The sequence below is a fragment of the Parasulfitobacter algicola genome (assembly GCF_013315265.1).
GTDB classification, from domain to species: domain Bacteria; phylum Pseudomonadota; class Alphaproteobacteria; order Rhodobacterales; family Rhodobacteraceae; genus Parasulfitobacter; species Parasulfitobacter algicola.
The window spans coordinates 379,227-401,126 of record NZ_JABUFE010000001.1; the positions used below are offsets into that span (position 1 = coordinate 379,227).

Consider the following 21,900-nt stretch of genomic DNA (forward strand, 5'->3'; position numbering starts at 1 on the left):
GATGATCGACCCCTCTGATATCGAAGCTAAAAAAGACGCCCTGATCTGGTCGGCCCGCCGGTGTTTTGATCTGGGCTTGCAAACCAATGCAGGTGGCAATCTGTCAGTACGTCTGCCGTCAGCCGATGCAATTGTGATCAAGCCATCTGGCGTCGGCTTTGCAGAATGCAGTCGCGATAATCTGCAAGTGGTTCATCTGGACGGTACAATAGAACCTTCCGCCTTCAAGCCATCCAAAGATATGGAATTTCACCTGGACCTTTATCGCATTCGGCCTGACATCAATGCGATCGTGCACTGCCACAGCCCTTGGGCCACAGGGTTTGCGAGTGCGGGTATCGAAATTCCGTGTCTGACCGTTCAAACGATTGAAAAAATTGGCCGCATGCCGCTGATCCCACTGTCCAGCAATGGTGGTCCCCAGACAGAAGTCGAAATCAGCCCGGTGTTCAATGACCCGTCCATCCGCGCGGCGGTTCTGGCAAACCATGGCACCATAGGTGTGGGAAAAACTTTGACGGCAGCGCAGTATCTGGCCGAGATTATCGAAGAAACCGCCCATATCGCCTTTGTCCGCGATACTTTGATGGCCGCTCACGGAAAGACGGCCGCCGACCTTCCGACATATGGTACAGCTATGGATGCCCGCGCAGCCAAAGCCCGGTGATATCTGATTCTTTTAGAAACAACGTGTTGCGGGCGCAAAAAGTGTCTCCCGGAACACGTTGCGGATGCCTTTGTGATCAGGCTTTGCGGGTTTGCTGTGGTGCGGAAAAGATCTTGGCGCGTTTGCGGAGGTTTTGGGCGGTTGCGGCGAAGATAGAGTAAGAATGGACTGTGGCCCCAGTGGGGCCGCGTAAGCCGTTCGAACCATTTGCACCACATGGAGCACGTAATCGGAGACGTCCCAGCCCGAGGATGCGTTCGGGATGTAAATCGAACCTCTCTTTGACGCGGTTCAGCATGGTCTTGGTTGATCCCACTTCAGCTTGTCGGATTGATCTGGTCGCTTCCACATCAACACGGACGCCGTGGTCCGTGTCGATCAGGTAATTGTTGGAATAGGCAACGAATGCGTTCGCCATTGTCTCTCGGACCAATGGCGTTTCAAAGGCTCATCCAGCGTGTCGAGATACTCGCGCACCGCGCGGGGTGCGGCACCGACATCAATCCGACCGGTGGCCCATTCTTCCTTCGAGGCAGAAAGCTGTTTGTTCGCATCTGCTTCGATCAGGCTGGCATCGATTGCCATGCGCTGGCCGCTGAACAGACCTTCCGCGATGCAGTGCGCCAAGGTTGTCTCGAACAGATGGCGCAGAAGTTCGCTGTCCCGGAACCGACCGTGCCGGTTCTTGGAAAAGCTCGAGTGGTCTGGGATGCGATCAAGGAAGAGTTTTTCAACAAAATAAGCTGTTAGGGAAAGCGTGCTTGGATTTACGTATCAACCGGCAAGCGCAAACCTGCGCTGGATGCGATTAGCTTTGTAATCGCCGCATCGTCTTCAAGCCCCAATCCCGCATCCGCGGCAGCCCGATACTGATCAAGCGCTGTTTGGGTCAGCGGCAATGGCAGCTTGGCGGTGTCAGCAATCTGAGTAACAATACCCAAATCCTTGGGCCATATGTTAATCATTGAGCGCGGCGTATAATCCGCATCAATCACGTGCGGTGCACGATTTTCGAACATCCATGATGTTCCCGCTGAAACGCGTATCACATCAAGGACACGGGCCAGATCAAGACCCTGCGACGTGGCCAATGCCAGTGCCTCGCCCATGGCGGCGATATGAACGCCTGCCAGCAATTGGTTAACCGCCTTCATGGCCGAGCCGGGCCCAGCCTGATCGCCAAGTCTGTGGATTGTGTCAGCCATGGCCATAAGTGCTTTGTCCGCGCCATCGAAAGCGGCTGGCGTACCGGACGCCATTATCGACAATTGTCCATCAGCTGCACGCACCGAACCGCCCGAGATCGGAGCATCAAGATAGTGCAACCCAAGCGCCTGGGCCTTGGCTTCCATCTGAATGGCGAAATCAGGGGCGACTGTGGCACAAGATACAATTGTGCCCCCAGATTTAAGATGCTTCGCCCAACCATCATCGCCAAATAACGCGTCTTGGGTCTGGGTGGCGTTTAGGACAACACACACCAGCACATCTGCCGCTGGTGTCTTTCTTGTCAGCGCATGTCCACCACTGGCCGTTACTTTGGCAAGCCGTTCATTATCAGGATCAAATCCATAGACCTCATGGCCTGCGCGCAGCAATGACAACGCCATGCCCTGACCCATTGATCCCAATCCAATCGTATAAATAATGCTCATCCTTAGTTCCCCAATATCATTTCAACCGGCCACAGGCTGATCGCAGGCACATAGGTGATGATCATCAGCGCACCAAAGACTGTCAACACGAACCACAGAAGTTGCGGGATGATCTTTTCCACCGGCAATCTTGCCACCGCGCAGGCTGCAAAAAGGTTCACACCCAACGGTGGGGTAATCATGCCAAGCGCCAGGTTGACCACAATGATCAAACCAAAATGCACCGGATCGACGCCATAGGCGATGGCAATCGGAGTCAAAATCGGCGCCAGTACCAGAATAGCGGCCGATGTTTCGATGAACATGCCAACGATCAGTAGCATCAGATTGACGACTAGCAAAAATGCGATACGACTTTCAAAGACGTCCTTGAACCACGCCGCGATTTCGTTTGGCAAACCTGACCGGGTGATCAAGAACGAAAAAAGCGATGCCGCAGCAATGATGATCATAATTGCCGACGTTGAAATGACCGTCTGCTTTAAAATCTCGGGAAGTTGGCTGAATTTTAGCTCTCCATAAATGCCCATCCCCACTATTAGCGCAGCACCAACAGCAACAGCACTTGCTTCGGTTGGGGTAAAGATTCCGGAATAGATGCCGCCAAGGATCGCGAATGGAACCAATAATGCCGGCAAAGCCGCCCATGCAGCATTTCCAATACTGGTTCTGTCTTCACCATCCATCATGCCGATACCACGCACGCGACACAGCACGAGAACCAGGATTATAAGCGAAATGGCCACAAGAAGCCCCGGGCCTAGCCCAGCGACAAAAAGTTTGCCGATAGAGGTGTCCGTAGATACGCCATAAAGGATCAGCGGGATTGATGGTGGTATCAGCACACCCAATTCAGCCGAACTGGCCTGAATTGAAGCAGCCATTGGTTTGGGATACCCGTGCTTGACCATAGCCGGGATCAAAATGGCACCAATTGCAAACGTCGTTGCAACACTGGAACCAGAAACACTTGCAAACATCATACAGGTCAACACGCAAGAACAGGCCAGACCACCCTGAATTCCGCCAACGATGGATTTTGCCAGTTCGACCAGATGGTGCGATATGCCACCCGCCGACATTAGGTTGCCCGCCAAAATAAACAGCGGAATCGCCATCAGTGGAAAGCTGTCGATGCCTGTAAACATACGCTGCGCGACAAGAAGTAAGGGCAGACGGCCCTGCATTTCAATTCCGATAACAGACGCAAGACCGATCGCGACGGCAATCGGAACACCCAGAAGAAAAAAGATTACAAGCGACAGACCAAGGGCGCTGTTCATTCTGCAGCCTCCGTCTGTGTTTGACCTGCGGCCCAGTCGCCCTGCACACCGCGGATCATAACAGCCAGAATGGCGATGATGATAAAGACCGACCCGACAGGAAGCGCCGCGTAGACCCAGGCGATTGATACATCAAGCGCTGCAAGTTTCTGATTTACGACCCTTTTGGTCATTGCCCACCCTTGCCAAAACAAAATCGCAAAAAAGATGATCGAAAGCGTGTTTGATATCAGAAATAGGATTAGCCCAAGGCGTGGTGGCAGCAGACGCTGGATCACTTCTACTGCGATCATAGCCCCGTGCCGAAAGGCAACTGCAACACCAAGAAACACAGACCAGATCATCGCGGAACGTGTAATCACCTCGGACCAGGTTGAGGGGCTGGAAAATACAAACCGGGTAATCACCTGGAAAAGCGCCAGAGACGCCGCAACCACCAGAAAGGCAATCGACAAACGCAGTGCCAGACCTGTGGTCAGGTCTTCAAATTTCAGGAATGCGCGCATGGAAAACTCCTGTCATGGCGACATGACCGGCGCAGCAACTGCGCCGGCCTGTAGGATAGAATGACAGTTATTTCACGGCGATAATGCGATCCACCATTTCAGTACCATACTCGTCTATATAGACTGAATACGACGCTCTTGCGAGGTCAGCAAAAGGTGCCTTGTCGATATCAGTGATCACTTCCATGCCATTTTCGCGCAGAAGAGCAACGCCGGCTTCTTCCAGTCTGTTAACTTCGGCACGGGTGGCCGCAGCAGAGGCTACGCTGGCCTGCATAAACCAGTCCTTCTGTTCATCGCTTAAACCGTCAATCAACGAAGGGGATGCCAGCACAACTGCAGGCGAATAGACATGGCCTGTCAGTGAAACGTAGTTCTGAACTTCCCAGAACTTTGAGGCCGTGATCACCGTGACAGGATTTTCCTGCCCGTCTACAACACCTTGCTGAAGGGCCGTGAAAAGTTCAGGGAATGCCATTGGTGTTGGTGACGCCCCCATGCCGCTGAATGCGGTCATATGCACCTTGTTTTCCATCGTACGCAGCTTAAGACCATTCAGATCTGCAGGTGTACGAACAGGACGTTGTGAGTTGGTCACGTGGCGGAATCCGTTTTCGGACCAGGCCAAACCGACCAGATCGTTTTCACCAATCTTAGCCAGAAGTTCCTGCCCGATTTCTCCATCAAGTGTTTTGCGTGCGTGATCGTAGTCACGAAACAGGAATGGCAGATCCAGCGCAAACACTTCGGGCACAAAGTTACCCAGCGGGCCAGTTGATGTGATAACCACATCCATTGAGCCGATCTGTAAACCTTCGATCATGTCGCGTTCACCGCCCAGCTGACCTGCCGGCGCCTGTTCGCCAACGAAGGCACCATCTGAGACTTCGGTTAATTTGTCGATAAAAGCTTGCGCACCAACCCCATAATGCGAGGCTGGGGATAGTGCATGACCCACTACAATTCTTTGTTCAGACTGTGCAGTTGTCGTCAAAAAGACGGCCGTAAAAAGGCCGGTAATTAAGTATTTCATAATGCTCCTCCCATGAGCTTACGTTATTCGTCGGTCTGTTTGATGCCTTTTTGGCTATAATTATTTCGAGTGTATCAACACTTGAGACCCTAACAGATTTTAAGTGGTACGCTAAGCAGACCTCATATGTAAAGTGCAAGCTCAGATTACTCTGTCAGGTTTCCGTCAAATGACCTTGTTCAAAACACATAAACCCAAAATGTTGACAGATATCAGAAAACCTGTTTGCCTAACTGGTACTGTGATCAGACCAGTATATCACTTGGTTTGTCATTTGGGAGGAAAAAATGAAAAATATATTATTCAAAACGCTGTTCATTGCGGCAACAGCATCGGTGATCCAACCGGTGTTGGCACAAGACGCAGCATATCCAGAACCAGAACGAAATACATATGTCATCGAGAATTTCGAATTCGAAACAGGTGAGATATTGCCAGAAATGAACGTTAGCTATCTAACGATTGGTGATCCAGAAAATCCCCCCGTCTTGATAACACATGGAACCACGGGTCAGGCCACATCAATGCTGGGTGACGCTTTTGCCGGCAATCTTTATGGCCCCGGCCAACCACTGGATGCTGAAAAATACTTTCTAATCCTAGTCGATACCATCGGTGCGGGGGAAAGCTCAAAACCATCTGACGGGATGCGGGCCAGTTTTCCAGAACATACTCTTTTGGATATGGTGAATGCCCAAAAGATACTGCTTGAAGATGGGCTTGGAATTGACCGGCTTCATGTAAAGATCGGGTTTTCAATGGGCGGGATGCTGACCTGGACCTGGCTGACAGAATATCCTGACTTTATGGATGGTGGTGTGCCCATCGCGTCATTGCCGGGGCCCATGGCAGGGCGCAACTGGATGATGCGGCGCATGGTTATCGACGCAGTGCGGGATGACCCGGCTTGGAACGATGGTAACTATGAAGAACAGCCACCAATGCTACGTTATATGAGTGCATGGTTCGGAATGGCCACGTCGGGTGGTAATTTACGCCTTCAGGAACTTGGCGCCACCAATGAAATGGCAAGTGCTTATGTCGATGAAAGAAAAGCCAACCAAAAGGTCGGCGATGCCAACGACGTCATGTATATGTGGAACGCTTCGCGTAACTTTGATCCGACGCCGAAACTGGGCGATATAACAGCCCAAGTGCTTCTGCTCATCAGTCAAGATGATGAACGCAATCCGGTCGAGCTTCCGATGTTGGCCGAAGGGATGGCGATGGTGCCGAACGGCCAAGTCTATATCGTGCCTGAAGGTCCCGAAACCAGAGGTCATGGCACAACATACGATGCAAGCTATTACGCTGATCAGCTTGCAGAGTTTCTGAAAGGTCTACCGAACGCCCCTGAATAGGCAAAACAGTGTTGGCAGTCGGTCGCAATCAACGCGATTGACCGCCTTCGTCTTCCAGAAATTGTCTTGTCGTTTCGAAAATTCGCGTAGCATGACCAACAACAGCGGCAGCAGCGTCTTCTGCGTTACCACTTGCCAACGCTGACAAGATAGCGCGATGATCCGCAACACTTTGTACAATCGATCCGGGGCGGGCCACGATGCGGCGACGATGATCCAATTGATGATTATAAAGCGCCATCGCCATGTCGAATAAAACGTCGTTTCCCCCAGCACGATACAACAATGCATGAAATTCCCGGTCACTTAGTAAAAACCGCACCGCATCTTCGCCGCAAGCCTCTTGCGCAGCAATGGATGCTTCTAGCCCGGAAAGTTGATCATCCGTGATTTGAACCGCTGCGCTGATCGCAATGCGTTGTTCGACCGTAAGCCGTGCTTCGTGTACGCTTGCAAGATCGTATCGCCCGCCCAGGGGTGTAATTGGACCTTGGGGAACAAGGGCGCTGACATCACAGTTCGCCACCACCGTCCGGGCACCATGAGAAACCTTTAAAATACCATGCGCCGCAAGGATACCAATCGCCCCTCGCATCGTCTCGCGACTAACTGATAGCGACGTGGCAAGTTCACGTTCGCCGGGCAGTTCATCCCCTTGCGCAATCACGCCCGAAGAGATCAGCGTTGCCAATTTTTCCGCAATAAGATCGCGTACCGATCTGCGTGGCACATCACCCATCAGTTGCTTGGTCGTGGCAAGTTGCACAAGTCGCGCTTGGCTCATAATTCAGTATCTCTTTTCTTTTGATCAATCACTTAAACACTATCAGAGATGCGCGGGCAAATATAGCCAGCCATCTTGACGCAAAGGCAACATTGGTCTATTTCCCATACCAGTGATCCGATACAAAATCGGACAGTACCATCGCCTGATGTTTAACACAGCGGTGGAAAAGAACGATCTGGGAGGATCTACACATGATGAATCGTCGAAGCCTGACGATGCTTGCATCGGCGGCACTTGCAGCAGCTACGCTTGGTATGGCAGCACCTATTGCCGCAGAAGAAAAAGGCCAACTGGTCTATATGACCCCAGGACTTGATCTGGCATTCTGGCGCTATGTTTCCGAAGGTGTGAAATCGGTTGCCGAAGAAAATGGTTATGAATTTGCAGCACTTGACAGCACAAATAATCCCCAAACCCAATTGCAGAATGCGCAAGATGCCATCGCACGCGGTGTATCTGGTATCATATTATCACCAACCGACAGTTCTACGGCCCCAACCGTGCTTGATCTTGCAAAAGCCGCTGGTATCCCGGTTGTCATTGCAGATATCGGAACCGATTCAGGCGAATATGTATCTGTCATAGGGTCGGATAACTACGAAGGTGCTTATGGTGTCGGCCAGGCTTTATCAGCAGCGATGAACGCTGCTGGAACACAAGATTCGACCGTCGGAATTATTGGGATCAGCCAAGCGCGGTTGAACGGACAAGCCAGAACCAAAGGGTTCAAGGATGCAATGTCAGAAGGTGGCGTGACCGGTGAAGCAGGCCTTCAGCAAATGCAGGCCTATACAGCGGATGAAACATTCAGGTTCACCCAGGATATGATCACCGCGAACCCGAATATGGGCGGTATGTTTGTACAGACCGACGGCCCGACCCTTGGCGCACTTCGCGCGATTAAAGCCGCGCGCATGGATGGCGATGTTCTTGTCGCAGCGTTTGACGGCATCCCTGAATTCGTGCCGCTTTTACAATCTAGCGATCTGGTTGTGTCTGGCATGCAGCAGCCTTACCTGATGGGCGTTCGTTCAGCCGAAGCGATGATCAGTCATCTGGACGGTGGTACACCAGAAAAAGAAATCACAGTGCCAATCTTGATCGTGACATCTGACAACATCGAAGAAATGCTTCCGACAATTAAGGAAACGGTATTCGCCAATGAGGTCGAATAAAGAATTTGCTGGGACGGCTGCGTTCGCCCCAGCAACGGCCTGATATCCAGTCATGTTACAAACATCTCAGAAAGCTGAAGCTGAACCGCTTTTGACTGCAACGGGCGTGTCGAAGAATTTTGGCAAAACGCGTGCGCTCGTCGATGCCTCTTTGACACTTCGTCCGGGCGAAACTGTTGGGTTGCTTGGGGCGAATGGGGCCGGAAAATCCACACTGTCACGGATTATCTCAGGCCATATCCAGCCATCGGGCGGCGACATATTTTTCGATGGCGCCACACTGTCGCTTAATTCAACCCGCGATGCGCTTCGCTGCGGCATCGCGCTTGTCGCGCAAGAAACCTCGCTTGCGCCTGATCTGTCTGTCCTGGAGAATATCTTTCTGCCCAATCTGGCAACAAAAGGTCGTCTTTCGTACCGCGCCATGCGGATTGATGCGAACCGGCTTTTGGCGGGACTTGGGCATGAACATATTCTTCCACTTGATGCCGAGGTACGAACCCTTTCAGCCGCCCAGCGTCAGCTGGTTGAAATTGCAAAAGCCTTAGCATTGGATGCCCGACTGATCATCTTCGATGAACCCACGGCATCGCTTTCGGCGACAGAAGTGGATCGTCTATTCGATATCATGGAAAACCTGCAAAACAACGGGCGCGCCTTGGCTTTTGTGTCGCACCGGCTTGAGGAAGTCTTTGCCATAACCAATCGTGTCACCATCCTGCGCGAAGGCAAAGTTGTCGCCGAAGATGTTGCGACGTCAAGCCTGACACAAGGAGATATCATTCAATACATGGTGGGCCGCGACATTGGGGCGATTTATAAGAAACGTACGGTCAAGCCCGAAGCCATTGGCGAAACGGTGTTTGAGGTGAAAAATCTTAAAGCGCTACCATGGGTGCGCGATATAAGTTTTTCAGTGCGCCGTGGCGAAATTCTTGGGCTTGGCGGATTGGTTGGTGCCGGACGATCAGAAGCCGTTGAGGCGATATGGGGTCTGCGACCACGTCAAAACAGTGATATCCAAATCAATGGAAAGCCCATACGCCTGCACAAACCAGCCGACGCCGTTCGGGCTGGAATGGGCTTTGTCGCCGAAGATCGACGGGCACAGAATATCGTGCCTGACCTTAGCGTCCGTGAAAATCTGCTACTGGCACAGATGGGGCAACACCGTGGCTTTGGTCGTGGCTATGGCAAGCGTGCCAATAAAGTTGCCGAACTAATTAGTGATCTTGGGTTGCCCGCGCACCGACTGGATACAAGTCTTTTGAATTATTCGGGCGGGATGCAGCAAAAGATTATCATTGCGCGCTGGCTTTTGACCCAACCCAAAATTCTGATCCTGGATGAACCAACCAAAGGTGTGGATATTGGTACCAGATCATCAATCTATCGTCTTTTGCAACAAGCCGCAGATGCAGGTCTTGCCGTGATCGTTATATCGTCAGATTTTGAGGAACTTCTGGGCATCGCAGAACGTATCGTTGTGATGTCCGATGGTATAACCATCGCCGATCTGCCTGCGTCGCGTCTGACCGAAGAAAAGCTGACACTTTTGGCAGCGCCTCGCACCTCAGCAGCGCGCAACCAGGCTTTGCTTGCCGAACTGGCCGAAACGTATCACGCCGATGCCGTCTGGACATTGCTTGATGGTGATGAACTGATTTGCCTGACGCAAGCAGCACATGACAATGCACCTTCAGCGGGCTTAACGCCCGGCGAAGCTATTATGGTTGATCAAACATTGATCCCCAAAGCCATTCGCGAACATGGGCCAGGTTTTGTGACCGAAACTGACGGCTTGCGACAGACACTTTTTACACAGCTGACCGACAAACGCGGGCATGATCTTGGCTGGATCAGTCTAACAATCGCAGGTACCGCCCAAGCCCCAGATCCCAAGAATATCCGAGCCAAAATCAGCAACCTGACCAGCACAGACAAGGATGACTTAAATGGCCGACACCCCTAACACGCCAAATTCTGACATCCCCGATCATGTCTCAACTGCCCCCGCACATCCGCTTCATGCTGTCTTTCGCACTCTTGAATTCAGAATGCTTTGCCTTGCCCTTTTGCTTGCGGGCATTTTATCAATTTTGTCGCCCCACTTTCTGACCGAACGCAACATCTTTAACATTCTTGATCAATCCGTCGTCATCGGGATTGTCGCGGTTGGCATGACATTTGTGATTCTAACAGGTGGTATTGATTTGTCCGTCGGCGCTGTTTTCGGGCTAACGGGCATCATTCTTGCGCAAGCCCTTCAGATCATGCCAATTCCGTTGGCTATCCCCCTTGCCGTGCTGGCTGGGGCGGGTATTGGCTTGTTTTCGGGCGTTCTGATCGCGGTGTTTGGGCTAGCCCCCTTTGTCGTGACATTGGGCGTCATGGCAATCGGGCGCAGCTTGTCATTCATCGCATCCGGACAACGTTCAATTTCGGGCTTGCCACTCGACCTTGATGCCATTGTCTATTCAACTTTTCTTGGCATACCGGCGAATGTCCTTTTCCTGATTGGCCTTTATCTGTGCGCGTGGGGTTATCTTAGCTATACCAAAGGCGGTCGAACGATTTATGCGATCGGATCAAATGCCGAAGCAGCCCGTGCTGCGGGACTTTCGACAATGTTCTATTCGATCCTGCCTTATGTTGTCTCCGGCGCACTTGCGGCCGTGGCTGTCACGTTCTCGCTGGCGCAGATCATGTCAGCAGACCCAATGGCGGGAAATCAACTGGAACTGGACGCGATTGCAGCAGTCGTAATCGGGGGCGCCAGTCTTTATGGCGGACGAGGATCAGTGATCGGTACCTTACTGGGTGTCCTGATCATGGTCATGATCCGAAACGGTCTTAATCTGATAGAAGTATCGCCATACTGGCAAGGCACCGCGATCGGCAGCATTATCATCATAGCATTGCTCGCAGAACGCCTGATCAACTGGCGATCAACACGCAACTAATAGAGGTTTCATGCAAAATCCATCCCGCGCTATCGCACTTTATGGTACCGACGAAGCGGTCACACCCCCGCGCATCTTGCGTGCTGGAAAATTAAGCGCTGAGCTTGAGGCAGGCAATCTGCGTTATATCCGTTGGGACGGCCAAGAGGTGTTGCGCGCCATATCGTTCATTGTACGCGACAAGGATTGGGGCACCTATAGTCCAACCATTTCTGACCTAAAGATCAAAGAAGACGGCGAACACTTCCGTGTGACGCTTCATGCGGTTGCCGGTGATGCAGGCCAGCATTTTGAGTACGAAGCGAAAATTGAAGGAAACGCCAAGGGACATCTTTCATTTCACGGAAAAGGTCAAACAAACGATGGTTTCCTGACCAATCGAACCGGCTTTGTTATCCTTCACCCGATTGATGGAATTGCAGGGGCGGCTGTATCGATTGAACATACAGACGGCCAGGTTGTCGACAGTACATTCCCAGAGATTGTCGATCCTGTTCAGCCAATGATGGACCTGCACGCGCTAACCCACACCACGCCGGGCGGACTGCGTGTGAACACCCTGATGCAAGGCGACACCTTCGAGATGGAGGACCAGCGCAACTGGACCGACGCTTCCTATAAAACCTATGTGCGACCGTTGGCCAAACCTTGGCCTTATCGAATTGAACCGGGCGAGGTTATAGATCAGACAATCACAGTTACAATTTCGGGTACTGGGCATGGCGCTGAAGATGATGATGCTGTTAGCTTAAAACCAGGTGATCCTATCAGAACGGTGCCGCCCCTTGGTATTGGTCTGCGCCCCAAAGATGCAGTAAGTGCACTTGCAAACGCGACGGCCCTAAAAATCCTGAAACCCGCTTATATTATCCTGCATCATGACCAACGATCAGGACATGATGCTTCAACTTTGACTTCAATGCTGCAAGTCGCAGACACCATTGGTGCAGACCCATGGTTGGAAGCTGTGATCGAAAGTCCTGAAACCACTGATGCAGTCGCTGAAGTTCAAGCGCTTGGTGAAACGGCCAAGGCTCTTGGCGATCCCTTTAAAACAGTGTTGGTTTCACCCGCGCCCGATTTAAAATGCACCTTGCCTGGATCTGTATGGCCCCCAGCGCCGGATGCAACAGCGCTTTATGATGCCACACGTCAGGCTTTCCCCAATGCGCGCATCGGCGGTGGCATGTTCAGTTATTTCACCGAATTGAACCGAAAACGCCCCCCCACCGATGCGCTTGACCTGATTAGTTTCACAACATCTCCGATCGTCCATGCAGGCGACGATAGGTCCGTCATGGAAACACACGAAGCACATGCGGCCATTATCAAATCCGTATCAAATATTGCAGATGGCGCGCCTTGGGCTGTAGGTCCTTCGGCAATTGGTGTGCGCGACAATCCATATGGAAAGGCCGCTAAAGATAATCCTGACAACATCCGTCAGGCGATGAACTGGAACGACCCACGGCAACGTGGCTTGCTTGGGGCGGCATGGAATCTTGGTTATTTTGCCGATTTTGCATCAGGTGGCGCTGCGGCCATAGCGCTGGGCGGCGCAACGGGGCCGTTCGGAGTGGTCAGTGCCCCTGCTGATTTTCCACAACCTTGGTTTGACGAATTTGGCGGCATTTATCCCGTCTTCCATGTCTTGCGGGGGCTTGCACGACTTAAGGCCGTAAAGATGCGCAGCCTGAACCTTAACGCAGCCGGACCAATAACTGCGCTTGCAGCGGGCACTGACGCAGGTATTGAAATCTGGGTGGCAAACAAGACGCCAAGCGCGACCGATATTACCTTTCAGACACCGGCCAAAGGTACCATTCTGGATGCAACAACCTTTGCCAAAGCCGCCGTTGATCCCACATATATGGATCAACTTCAGGATCTTTCATCCCCCTATAACCTTGATGCGTTCGCAGTGGCGCGTGTTTTGATCGGAAATTAACATGCACGTTCTTATTATCGGCGCAGCGGGCATGATCGGCCGCAAGTTTGCAGAAAAAATCGCTTTGACCGGAAGGGTTGGTCAACGCAATGTCGACGTACTGACGCTGGCAGATATTGTTATGCCTGATGTGGCATCAGATTTCGCCGGTGAAAGACGGGCGATCGCTGCCGACTTGTCCCTTGCTGGAACGGCCAAGGCTTTGGTCGCCGATCAGCCGGATGTCATCGTCCATCTGGCCGCCATCGTTTCGGGCGAAGCAGAGGCAGATCTGGAAAAGGGTTACCGGATCAACCTTGATGGCACACGCGCGCTTTTCGATGCTATCCGGCATATCGACGGATATGTCCCCCGGGTTGTCTATGCATCGTCGCTTGCAGTTTTTGGCGCCCCATTTCCCGATAAAATCCCCGACGACTTTCATCTGACGCCGCTCACCAGCTATGGGGCGCAAAAAGCAATGGGCGAATTGATGCTTGACGACTATTCCCGCCGCGGTCTGCTGGATGGTGTTGGAATACGTTTTCCAACGATCTGTATTCGCCCTGGCAAACCGAACAAGGCTGCCTCAAGTTTCTTTTCAGGTATCCTGCGTGAACCATTGAACGGGACCGAAGCCGTTCTTCCGGTTGATGAAAACGTCCGCCATTGGCACGCAAGCCCCCGTGCGGCGGTTGGTTTTATCGAACAGGCTGCCGTGATGGATACAACGCTGCTTGGAAACAGACGAAGCCTTACTATGCCGGGTGTTTCTGCAACTGTGGGCGACCAGATCAAAGCCCTGCATGATATTGCCGGACCGGACGTTGTTCGTCTTATTCGGCACGAACCAAACCCTGACATCGCTGCAATCGTCGCAGGATGGCCGCGCAACTTTGAGGTGAAACGGGCACATGCCCTTGGGTTTAGGGCAGAAGCATCGTTTTACGATATCATAAAAGTCTATATTGAAGACGAACTAGAGGTAGATAAGTCTTAATCGCTATAAAACGTCGGCCCCAAAGGGCCGATTTTTTAAATCAACAACACCTGCGTGCCAACTTTTGTCATCGCGAACAGTTCCTGGATGTGTTCGTTGTAAAGCCCAATACATCCGTTTGACGATTTACGGCCAATCTTGCGCGTGTCGTGCGTGCCATGGATACGATAATATGTCCAAGACAGATATAGTGCATGCGTGCCCAGTGGATTATCAGGGCCAGGACCTACAAAATCAGGCCATTCCGGGTTACGGCGTTTCATTGACGGTGTCGGACGCCAGCTTGGACCGTCCACTTTGCGTGTCACGCTTGTGCGACCGCGACGTGTCAGTTCTTCGGAAATCGGAATGCTGGATGGATATAACTTATAAACGCGCTGATCTTCTGACCAGTAATGCAAAGCGCGCGACGTGATATCAACCAGCACAGCGCCATTGCGCAGATTAGAGAAATAAGGACGCCAATCAAGTGAACGGAAACTTGAGATGTTGCGACGGATTTCTGATGAAATCTCATTTTCAAATTCAATTGAGTTTTGCGTTTGCGCAATTGCAGGTACAGCCAAGGTTGCAGCCGTCGCGCTTAGAAATGCCCGACGATTTATTGGATTGTGTAATTTCTTTTTCATATCAGACCTTCTAGCAGATTCGCTTGTTAAGCTTTCCTTAGATATTGCGGGAATGCCGCAGTCACAAATCAAACTCTTGTTAAAAGCTCAAAGTTCCGCCGATGTGGGTTTGATCCGCAACGCAGTAAGGTATAGAGCAAAGCGAATTATATGCAGGTGATCATAAAATGACTCGACTATTATCCATTTTTTTGGGTTTGGCTTTAACGCTTTCTGCCTGTGCGACCTATACGGTGGCCCCTACTGGATCAGACGGTAAACCCTTGCCAAAGGTTTATAGGATTAATTCCTCTGACAGAGCTCAAATTCAGTTTCGTGTATTAGATTCGGTCAATGCTCTGCGAAAAGCGGCAGGTGCGGGTGCTGTTGAGTTAAATTCAGAATTGGTTGCTGCGGCGGAAACTCATTCCCGTGACATGTCGGTTCAAAACCGCCCATGGCATTTTGGATCCGATGGATCGTCACCTTTGGATCGTGTGCGTCGTGTCGGATATAAGGGACGCCTGACCGGTGAAAATATATCAGAAACCTATGAGACTGAACTTGAAACACTGGCCGCATGGATGGAAACGCCAGATACGAGATCAGTTATTCTAGATCCTAGCGCGAATGAACTTGGTATCGCATGGTATCAGGATCGTGGAGGTAAAATCTGGTGGACACTTGTTATGGGTCGCGGCGCTAGGGCAGGATCGTAATCGGCGTTCCGTCCTGAACCATAGCGTAAATGCGTTCCATTTCACGATCAGTCACCGCAATACAGCCCCATGTCCAATCAGCGCCGGCTTTGCGATAAATTGGACCACGGCCATGAATAAAGATGTCGCCACCAGGTGGTTGACCCAAGGCTTTGGCTTCGGCGATATCGTATTCATTGGGGTATGAAATACCGATCGAAAGGTGAAAATCGCTGTTTGGATTACGGCGATCAATAAAATAATCACCTTCAGGTGTGCGGCCATCACCTTCGATCTTTTTGTCACCGTCAGGCGCAAACCCAAGATCAATTTCATACTGCTCAAGCACCGTATCATGATGCATTAAAACCAGCTTGCGTTCGCTTTTTAGTACATAAAGTTGCGTCACTTCCGGGCCATTATATGTCTTAAACTTATTTGCACAGCCGGAAACAGCAGCAACTATAAATACCAAAAAGATAAGTCTGAAGTATTGCATGAACGATAATTGCCCGATTTTTATTAACAGGCCATTACTTGAAAACAGCAATTTGGGGAAGCAATTTTTCGCCGATCTTATTTTTCAGACAACCGTTTTTCGATTGACTCCAACCGGGCCATCACCTGATCACGGTATGCATCTGTACGTTCATTTTCTTCCTGTGAATGGGCTTCTTGCATCGAATTGACAATCAGGCCGACCAAAAGGTTCACTACGGCAAACGTTGTCACCATGATAAACGGTACGAAAAACGCCCAAGCATAGGGATACACTTCCATCACAGGGCGCACGATACCCATGGACCAACTTTCCAAGGTCATAATTTGAAACAAGGAATAAGCCGATTTGCCTAATGTGCCAAACCATTCAAGCAACTGAGCATGACGCGCATCCGTACACGCGTCGATCATCAAATGCTGACATCCAGCACCAAAAAGCTTGGTCGCCATAACCGCACCGATATAGAAAATAATCCCCATCAGCAGGAAAACTGACCCCATCCCGGGAAGGGCGCTAATGAATCCTTCGACAACGCGGCGCAGCCGGGGGGTGGCGGAAATAACACGCAACACACGTAATACACGCAAGGCGCGCAGCACGCTGAAACTTTGCGCACCGGGAATAATCGCCACGCCGACAATCGCAAAATCGAACAGGTTCCAGCCCGACTTGAAAAACCGAAATCCATGAGCAATCAGTTTCAGAACAATTTCGACAACAAAAACAGCCAGACAAATTTTATCCAGCATCAAAATCACATCACCAAACTGATCCATCAGCGGTTTTGAGGTCTCAAGACCCAAAATAACCGCGTTGAATAGAATGACACCAATAATTGTATTGGTCACAAGCGGACTTTGCAGCCAATCGGCAAGGCGAGTTCTGAATGTCATCGATTTCCTCAGGTTTGCCAATGTCATATCGTGATTTCGCGGCAATGCAGCAAGGGTGTTCTGTGAAAACCTTTAAAAACAGGCGGGATTGAGGCTTTGGTGCATAAGATTTTTATTCTGCTGCCTCTTCTGATGGCAAAAACGCACCAGATTGACGGTGCCAATACCGCGCATAAACACCATCCATTTCTAGCAATTCCTGATGTGTGCCCTGTTCCACGATCGCACCGTTTTCCAAAACAATAATCCGGTCCATCTGGGAAATTGTCGAAAGCCTGTGTGCAATGGCCAGCACGGTTTTACCGGTCATCACATGCACCAATGCACGCTGAATCGACGCTTCGACCTCACTGTCTAGGGCGCTTGTCGCTTCATCAAGAACCAAAATCGGGGCATCCTTCAAAATGGCACGCGCAAGCGCAATGCGTTGGCGCTGGCCACCCGACAATTTTACACCCCGTTCACCAAGAAAGGCATCATAACCGCTGCGGCCCTTGTGATCTTGCAAACCAAGAACGAATTCATGGGCTTCGGCCTTTTGCGTAGCCTCAATTATCTGATCTTCAGACGCACCGGGTTGACCATAAAGGATATTATCGCGTGCGGATCTGTTAAACATGGCCGTTTCCTGAGTAACCATGCCGATCTGACGACGCAAACTTTCCTGTCCTACATCGCGAATATTATGGCCGTCGATGAAAATAGCACCCTTTTCACACTCATAAAGTCGAAGCAAAAGAGCAACCAAAGTCGATTTTCCTGCGCCCGAAGCTCCGACAATACCCAATTTTTCACCAGGCTTTATTGTCAGATTGATGTCCGCGATCCCGCCTTCCTTACGGCCGTAAGTAAATGTGACATCCTTGAATTCAATTCGGCTTTCATTAATGCTGAGTGTATCAGCATCTTTGATATCGGTCAGACTATAGGGTCTGTTCAGTGTGCGAATACCGTCTTCGATTTCACCAATATTCGCATAAATTCCCATCAAGGTGAAACTCACGAAATTCGACATCTGCGCTATGCGCAAAGCAATCGCACCCGTCGCTGCAATATCACCTGCACTTGCCAGATTATTCGTCCATAAAAGCAACGCACTACCGATCAGAAAGACCGGCAGAAGGCCCGCTAGTGCAGTTAACGCAAACCGAAACCCCGCAGAAAGATAGCCAAAATCAACAGCACGGTTCCGAAATACATCCATCGCATTCAGGGCTGCGCGATCTTCGTGATCTGCATGGGCAAACAACTTAACTGTTTTGATATTGGTAATTGTATCAATAACTTGGCCCGAGACCATTGTACGGGCGTTTGCACGCGCTGACGATTTTTTGCGCACCCTTGGAATGAACCACCTGATCAGAAAAATATATCCAACCAGCCAAAGGCCAAGAATGATCGATATGCGCCAATCAATTGTCGTCAGCAACAAAACAGCCCCAATGATAGAGGCAAGAGCAAACGCAACAACAGTCACCAATTCAACCATCACATCCGTGACGGCTCGCGCTGTCTGCATTTGTTTTTGTGCAATACGGCCTGCAAAATCATTGTCAAAAAAGCTGACTGACTGACCCATCGTCCACCGGTGCAATCGCGACAGAACCATCGGATAAAGGTTAGGGCCAATCACGGCTGAATTCATAAGGGCAGAAATGCCAATAAACCCGGGCCTTATTCCAATGAAAAAGAGAATAAAGATAGTAAGTGCCAACCAATGCTGTGCAAAAAAAGCCCCAGGGCCCGCATCCAACGCCTGATCAATAATAACGCCCAGAATAAGAGCACTGATGACCTCAAGCGCGCCAACGATCACAGAAAAGAAAGCTGCTACCAGAATGACAAGCCCGGCGCCTGACAAGCACCACTGGAAAAAAGCAAAAAGGCTTTGGGGTGGCGGGCCGTCAGAATGCTGAAAGGCATTGATAAGGTTTGATATTTTCATAAACGACTCAGATGTTGAATTAGCTTGAACAGACGAAAACAAATGCCGTCCCTTTGATAAGGGTGGCATTCAGACAGATAATTTCATGGCTTAATATTTGATATAGCAGACCACGTGCCCAAAGAAAGCCGTTAGTCTTTGGTTTGGCCGTTATCCGTAGACAGCAATTCAGATTTCGTCAGCTGAAAATCCGATGCAACCCAGCGGTTTTCCAATTCGGACAGTTTTTTACCCAATGCAGCACCTTGATAATGATCCAAAAGATCGCTGGCGCTAACAGGGAACTGTGCAGCTGCACCCTTGGCCGCTTCATCAAAATCAATCAGTTTTAATTCCTGCCCAGCAATAGCTTTGCGGATCAACAGAACATCTTCTGCGATTGAAAGCCCGTGATAATGGCCCAAAGCCGCAGGACCACGGTCTTCTGACACAGCCTCTTGAAGTATTTTTAGCTGGCGCGCTTCTTGCTTGCTTAATCGCAGCGCGTCTGGCGCATTCAGACCACCAAGACTTGCAAGACGCCGGATAGGATCGGGCGATCTGTTCTGATCCAAATGCACAAGCGGATACAGGAACTTTGGGTCCGACCCGGGCAATATCTGCGCTAGAACACCAATTTGCGACATCGCCGCAATACTTGGGCCAGGGTCAGGGGCAGAAAGCAGTTTTTTCATTTCACTGCCGACACGTTCTTTGGAAAGCGTTTCAAGACCATCCACATTTTCAGCACAAGCACTTAAGCCATCCGCATCCAGACCCACGTTCATGTTTCCGTAATGCGCGTGAAATCGGAAAAACCTTAGGATGCGAAGATAATCTTCTTTAATGCGGGCATCCGGATCTTCGATAAATCGAACAACACGTGCCTGCAGATCCGGTAAACCGCCCAGCGGGTCAATAATCTGGCCTGACATATCAGCATAAAGGGCATTCATGGTGAAATCGCGCCGTCGCGCGTCATCTTCGATATGGTCAGAATAGGCGACAACAGCACGCCGGCCGTCTGTTTCCACATCACGGCGAAAGGTTGTGACCTCATGCGGGGTATGTTCTACGATGATCGTGACAGTGCCATGATCAATTCCCGTTGGAATGGCCTTAAATCCCGCATCTTGGGCCATTCGCATCACTTGCTGCGGCAGTGCATTGGTTGAAATGTCGATGTCTGCAATGGGCAAATTCATAAGCGCATTACGAACACAACCCCCGACATAAAGCGCCTGAAAGTCTTGCGCATTCAAACATTCCATCACTTCACGAGTGCCTGGGCCTTCGACTTTAGTTGGATCAAGTGATACCATTTTTACAGTCGATCCGCCAAAGCACGCAAAATACGCGCAGTTGCGCCCCAAATGTAATAGGGGCCATATGGCACACAGTAATAATGGCGCATTTGCCCGCGCCATTCACGCGCCTCTATTCGGAAATTCTGAATATCTGTGACATAGGCCAAGGGAACAGAAAAAATCTCATCTACCTCGCCGATTTCAGCAATCGGATCATAGATGCGGTGGATAAGACCCAGAACAGGTGTCACTTGAAAGCCCGTGACCGTTTCGTGAGGCGGCAATACACCGATAACATCCACGTTATCTTGCGGCAGTGCGATTTCCTCAAAAGCTTCGCGCAGGGCGGTATGCGTCAGTGTTTTATCCCCATCATCCCGCTTACCGCCGGGAAAGGCGATCTGCCCGGGGTGATGTTTCATCGCCGATGATCGTTTGGTCAAAACCACATGGTATTCAGAATTGATCCTTTGAAGCCCAATAAGAACCGCAGCCTGTCGCAACTTGCGATTTTCAGGCAACTGAACGTCCTTGTTCAGATCGTAATCAGATGTCGGGCGCCCATCAATGTTGATGGATTTCAGCAGTGCTTGTCTGAAATCAGGATTTTTCAGCATCATCTAATTTTGCCTCAAACCCCAAGGTTAAGGGATTAAATTCGTAATGCGCCCCGCAGAATTGGCAATCTGCAGTCACGATACCGTCGTCGGTCGTCATATGTGCTATATCCCTTGCAGAATAGATCGACAAACTTTGGCGCACACGATCCGAAGAACAGGTGCATCCGAATGTAATCGGTTGCGCATCGAACACCCGCGGTTGTTCTTCATGAAAAAGCCGGATCAGCAAATCAGTCGGGTCTACATTTGGTCCGACCAGCTCAAGCTCTTCTACGGTATCCAACAGGATGTTGGCACGGTTCCAGTTTTCCCCTTCATCACCGTCCAAAATATCTAATGCATTCAGCAATCCGGCCTCGCCCGACCCGCCTTGATCGGCAAAGGGCGATGCTTTCGGCATATGCTGCAACAATATACCGCCCGCGCGCCAGTTTGCTTTTTCTGTCGGTCGTTGCGATTGCCCAAAGCTGATCGCAAAACGGCTTGGAATCTGTTCAGACTGTGCAAAATAGGTTTCTGCACAGGCAGAAAGCGATCCACCGGAAATAGGTGTAATGCCTTGATAAGGTGTCGTCCCTTGCCCTTGATCGATCAAAATCGCAAAGTACCCGTTGCCAATCTGCGAAAACGGGTCTGCACCTGGGATCAGTTTTTCTTCATCAAAGCTGGCATACCCCCGAATTTTTGCCGGGGTGCCGTCTTGGCTGGGACTGTAATAATCCGTTGCAATCAGACGCGCCGCGCCATCGCCACGCACTTGCAACGACAGTTTCCAGCGCAGCTTCATTGTCTGACCGATCAGCGCCGTCAGCACAGCCATTTCAGCGACCAGCGCTTCAATTTGCGCAGGATAGTTATGCTGTGACAGGATCTGTTCCAAAACACCATCCAGCCGTGCAACCCGTCCACGGATGTCTGAACGATCAAGTTGGAACGGCAGGACCGTGTCGTCCCACGCGATTTTCGAAGTAAACGTCATGGATTTTCCTTA

At 50.8% G+C, this 21,900-nt stretch carries 20 protein-coding genes and 1 pseudogene; 8 read left to right on the forward strand and 13 right to left on the reverse strand.

Annotated features, from left to right (window positions below):
• The first annotated feature begins 1 nt into the window (after nt 1).
• Complete coding sequence (locus tag HRQ87_RS01885; protein ID WP_174134657.1) at nt 2-667, forward strand: class II aldolase/adducin family protein; 666 nt, start codon at nt 2-4, stop codon at nt 665-667.
• 247 nt (nt 668-914) lie between these two features.
• Here the strand turns inward: HRQ87_RS01885 and HRQ87_RS01890 are convergent.
• From HRQ87_RS01890 to HRQ87_RS01910, 5 genes and pseudogenes are all read right to left on the reverse strand, one after another.
• Nucleotides 915-1,378, reverse strand: a pseudogene (locus HRQ87_RS01890) (transposase); the annotation flags it as partial.
• Between the two features lie 56 nt (nt 1,379-1,434).
• Entirely contained in the window at nt 1,435-2,322 is an 888-nt protein-coding gene (gene ltnD, locus HRQ87_RS01895) for an L-threonate dehydrogenase (protein WP_174134658.1), read from the reverse strand.
• Between the two features lie 2 nt (nt 2,323-2,324).
• Nucleotides 2,325-3,605 carry a TRAP transporter large permease gene (locus HRQ87_RS01900; protein ID WP_174134659.1) on the reverse strand — a complete coding sequence of 427 codons (1,281 nt, stop codon included), beginning with the start codon at nt 3,603-3,605 and terminating at the stop codon, nt 2,325-2,327.
• Nucleotides 3,602-4,111 (reverse strand): TRAP transporter small permease, encoded by a 510-nt coding sequence (locus HRQ87_RS01905; RefSeq protein ID WP_174134660.1) that lies wholly within the window; start codon nt 4,109-4,111, stop codon nt 3,602-3,604. The genes HRQ87_RS01900 and HRQ87_RS01905 overlap by 4 nt, the downstream gene beginning before the upstream one ends.
• Nucleotides 4,112-4,178: 67 nt before the next feature.
• The gene (locus HRQ87_RS01910) at nt 4,179-5,144 is read right to left on the reverse strand and encodes a TRAP transporter substrate-binding protein (RefSeq protein WP_174134661.1); all 966 of its coding nucleotides are present in this window, start codon (nt 5,142-5,144) and stop codon (nt 4,179-4,181) included.
• A gap of 287 nt (nt 5,145-5,431) precedes the next feature.
• Between HRQ87_RS01910 and HRQ87_RS01915 the strand changes: the two genes are divergently transcribed.
• Nucleotides 5,432-6,505 (forward strand): alpha/beta fold hydrolase, encoded by a 1,074-nt coding sequence (locus HRQ87_RS01915; protein WP_174134662.1) that lies wholly within the window; start codon nt 5,432-5,434, stop codon nt 6,503-6,505.
• A gap of 28 nt (nt 6,506-6,533) precedes the next feature.
• Here the strand turns inward: HRQ87_RS01915 and HRQ87_RS01920 are convergent, their stop codons facing one another.
• Entirely contained in the window at nt 6,534-7,289 is a 756-nt protein-coding gene (locus HRQ87_RS01920) for a FadR/GntR family transcriptional regulator (protein ID WP_174134663.1), read from the reverse strand.
• A gap of 194 nt (nt 7,290-7,483) precedes the next feature.
• Here HRQ87_RS01920 and HRQ87_RS01925 point away from each other — a divergent pair, with 194 nt between their 5' ends.
• From HRQ87_RS01925 to denD, 5 genes are read left to right on the forward strand one after another with little or no spacing between them, the layout of a single operon-like run.
• A complete protein-coding gene (locus tag HRQ87_RS01925; RefSeq protein WP_217430350.1) occupies nt 7,484-8,467 on the forward strand; it encodes a substrate-binding domain-containing protein in 984 nt (327 codons plus the stop codon).
• 52 nt (nt 8,468-8,519) lie between these two features.
• Complete coding sequence (locus HRQ87_RS01930) at nt 8,520-10,439, forward strand: sugar ABC transporter ATP-binding protein (protein WP_174134664.1); 1,920 nt, start codon at nt 8,520-8,522, stop codon at nt 10,437-10,439.
• On the forward strand, nt 10,423-11,430 hold the full coding sequence (locus HRQ87_RS01935; protein WP_174134666.1) for an ABC transporter permease: 1,008 nt from the start codon (nt 10,423-10,425) through the stop codon (nt 11,428-11,430). Before HRQ87_RS01930 ends, HRQ87_RS01935 begins: the two co-directional genes overlap by 17 nt.
• Before the next feature lie 10 nt (nt 11,431-11,440).
• The gene (locus HRQ87_RS01940; protein WP_174134667.1) at nt 11,441-13,378 is read left to right on the forward strand and encodes a D-apionate lactonase family protein; all 1,938 of its coding nucleotides are present in this window, start codon (nt 11,441-11,443) and stop codon (nt 13,376-13,378) included.
• Nucleotide 13,379: 1 nt separating this feature from the next.
• A complete protein-coding gene (gene denD / locus HRQ87_RS01945) occupies nt 13,380-14,357 on the forward strand; it encodes a D-erythronate dehydrogenase (protein WP_174134668.1) in 978 nt (325 codons plus the stop codon).
• A gap of 35 nt (nt 14,358-14,392) precedes the next feature.
• Here denD and HRQ87_RS01950 read toward each other — a convergent pair whose 3' ends face one another.
• Nucleotides 14,393-14,986, reverse strand: a complete 594-nt coding sequence (locus tag HRQ87_RS01950; protein ID WP_174134669.1) for a L,D-transpeptidase — start codon at nt 14,984-14,986, stop codon at nt 14,393-14,395.
• Between the two features lie 167 nt (nt 14,987-15,153).
• Between HRQ87_RS01950 and dalA the strand changes: the two genes are divergently transcribed.
• Entirely contained in the window at nt 15,154-15,684 is a 531-nt protein-coding gene (gene dalA / locus HRQ87_RS01955; RefSeq protein WP_174134670.1) for a divisome-associated lipoprotein DalA, read from the forward strand.
• On the opposite strand, the gene HRQ87_RS01960 is transcribed toward dalA, so the two are convergent.
• The 6 genes from HRQ87_RS01960 to hslO all read right to left on the reverse strand — a co-directional run bounded on the left by HRQ87_RS01960 (nt 15,668) and on the right by hslO (nt 21,888).
• Nucleotides 15,668-16,162, reverse strand: a complete 495-nt coding sequence (locus tag HRQ87_RS01960; protein WP_174134671.1) for a L,D-transpeptidase family protein — start codon at nt 16,160-16,162, stop codon at nt 15,668-15,670. The genes dalA and HRQ87_RS01960 overlap by 17 nt on opposite strands.
• A 77-nt stretch (nt 16,163-16,239) precedes the next feature.
• Nucleotides 16,240-17,058 carry an ion transporter gene (locus HRQ87_RS01965; RefSeq protein WP_174134672.1) on the reverse strand — a complete coding sequence of 273 codons (819 nt, stop codon included), beginning with the start codon at nt 17,056-17,058 and terminating at the stop codon, nt 16,240-16,242.
• 112 nt (nt 17,059-17,170) lie between these two features.
• Nucleotides 17,171-19,003 (reverse strand): ABC transporter ATP-binding protein, encoded by a 1,833-nt coding sequence (locus HRQ87_RS01970; RefSeq protein WP_174134674.1) that lies wholly within the window; start codon nt 19,001-19,003, stop codon nt 17,171-17,173.
• 131 nt (nt 19,004-19,134) lie between these two features.
• Entirely contained in the window at nt 19,135-20,304 is a 1,170-nt protein-coding gene (locus HRQ87_RS01975; protein ID WP_174134676.1) for a CCA tRNA nucleotidyltransferase, read from the reverse strand.
• Between the two features lie 2 nt (nt 20,305-20,306).
• Nucleotides 20,307-20,909, reverse strand: a complete 603-nt coding sequence (locus HRQ87_RS01980) for a CoA pyrophosphatase (protein ID WP_425501493.1) — start codon at nt 20,907-20,909, stop codon at nt 20,307-20,309.
• Entirely contained in the window at nt 20,890-21,888 is a 999-nt protein-coding gene (gene hslO, locus HRQ87_RS01985) for an Hsp33 family molecular chaperone HslO (protein ID WP_174134677.1), read from the reverse strand. Before hslO ends, HRQ87_RS01980 begins: the two co-directional genes overlap by 20 nt.
• Between the last annotated feature and the right edge of the window lie 12 nt (nt 21,889-21,900).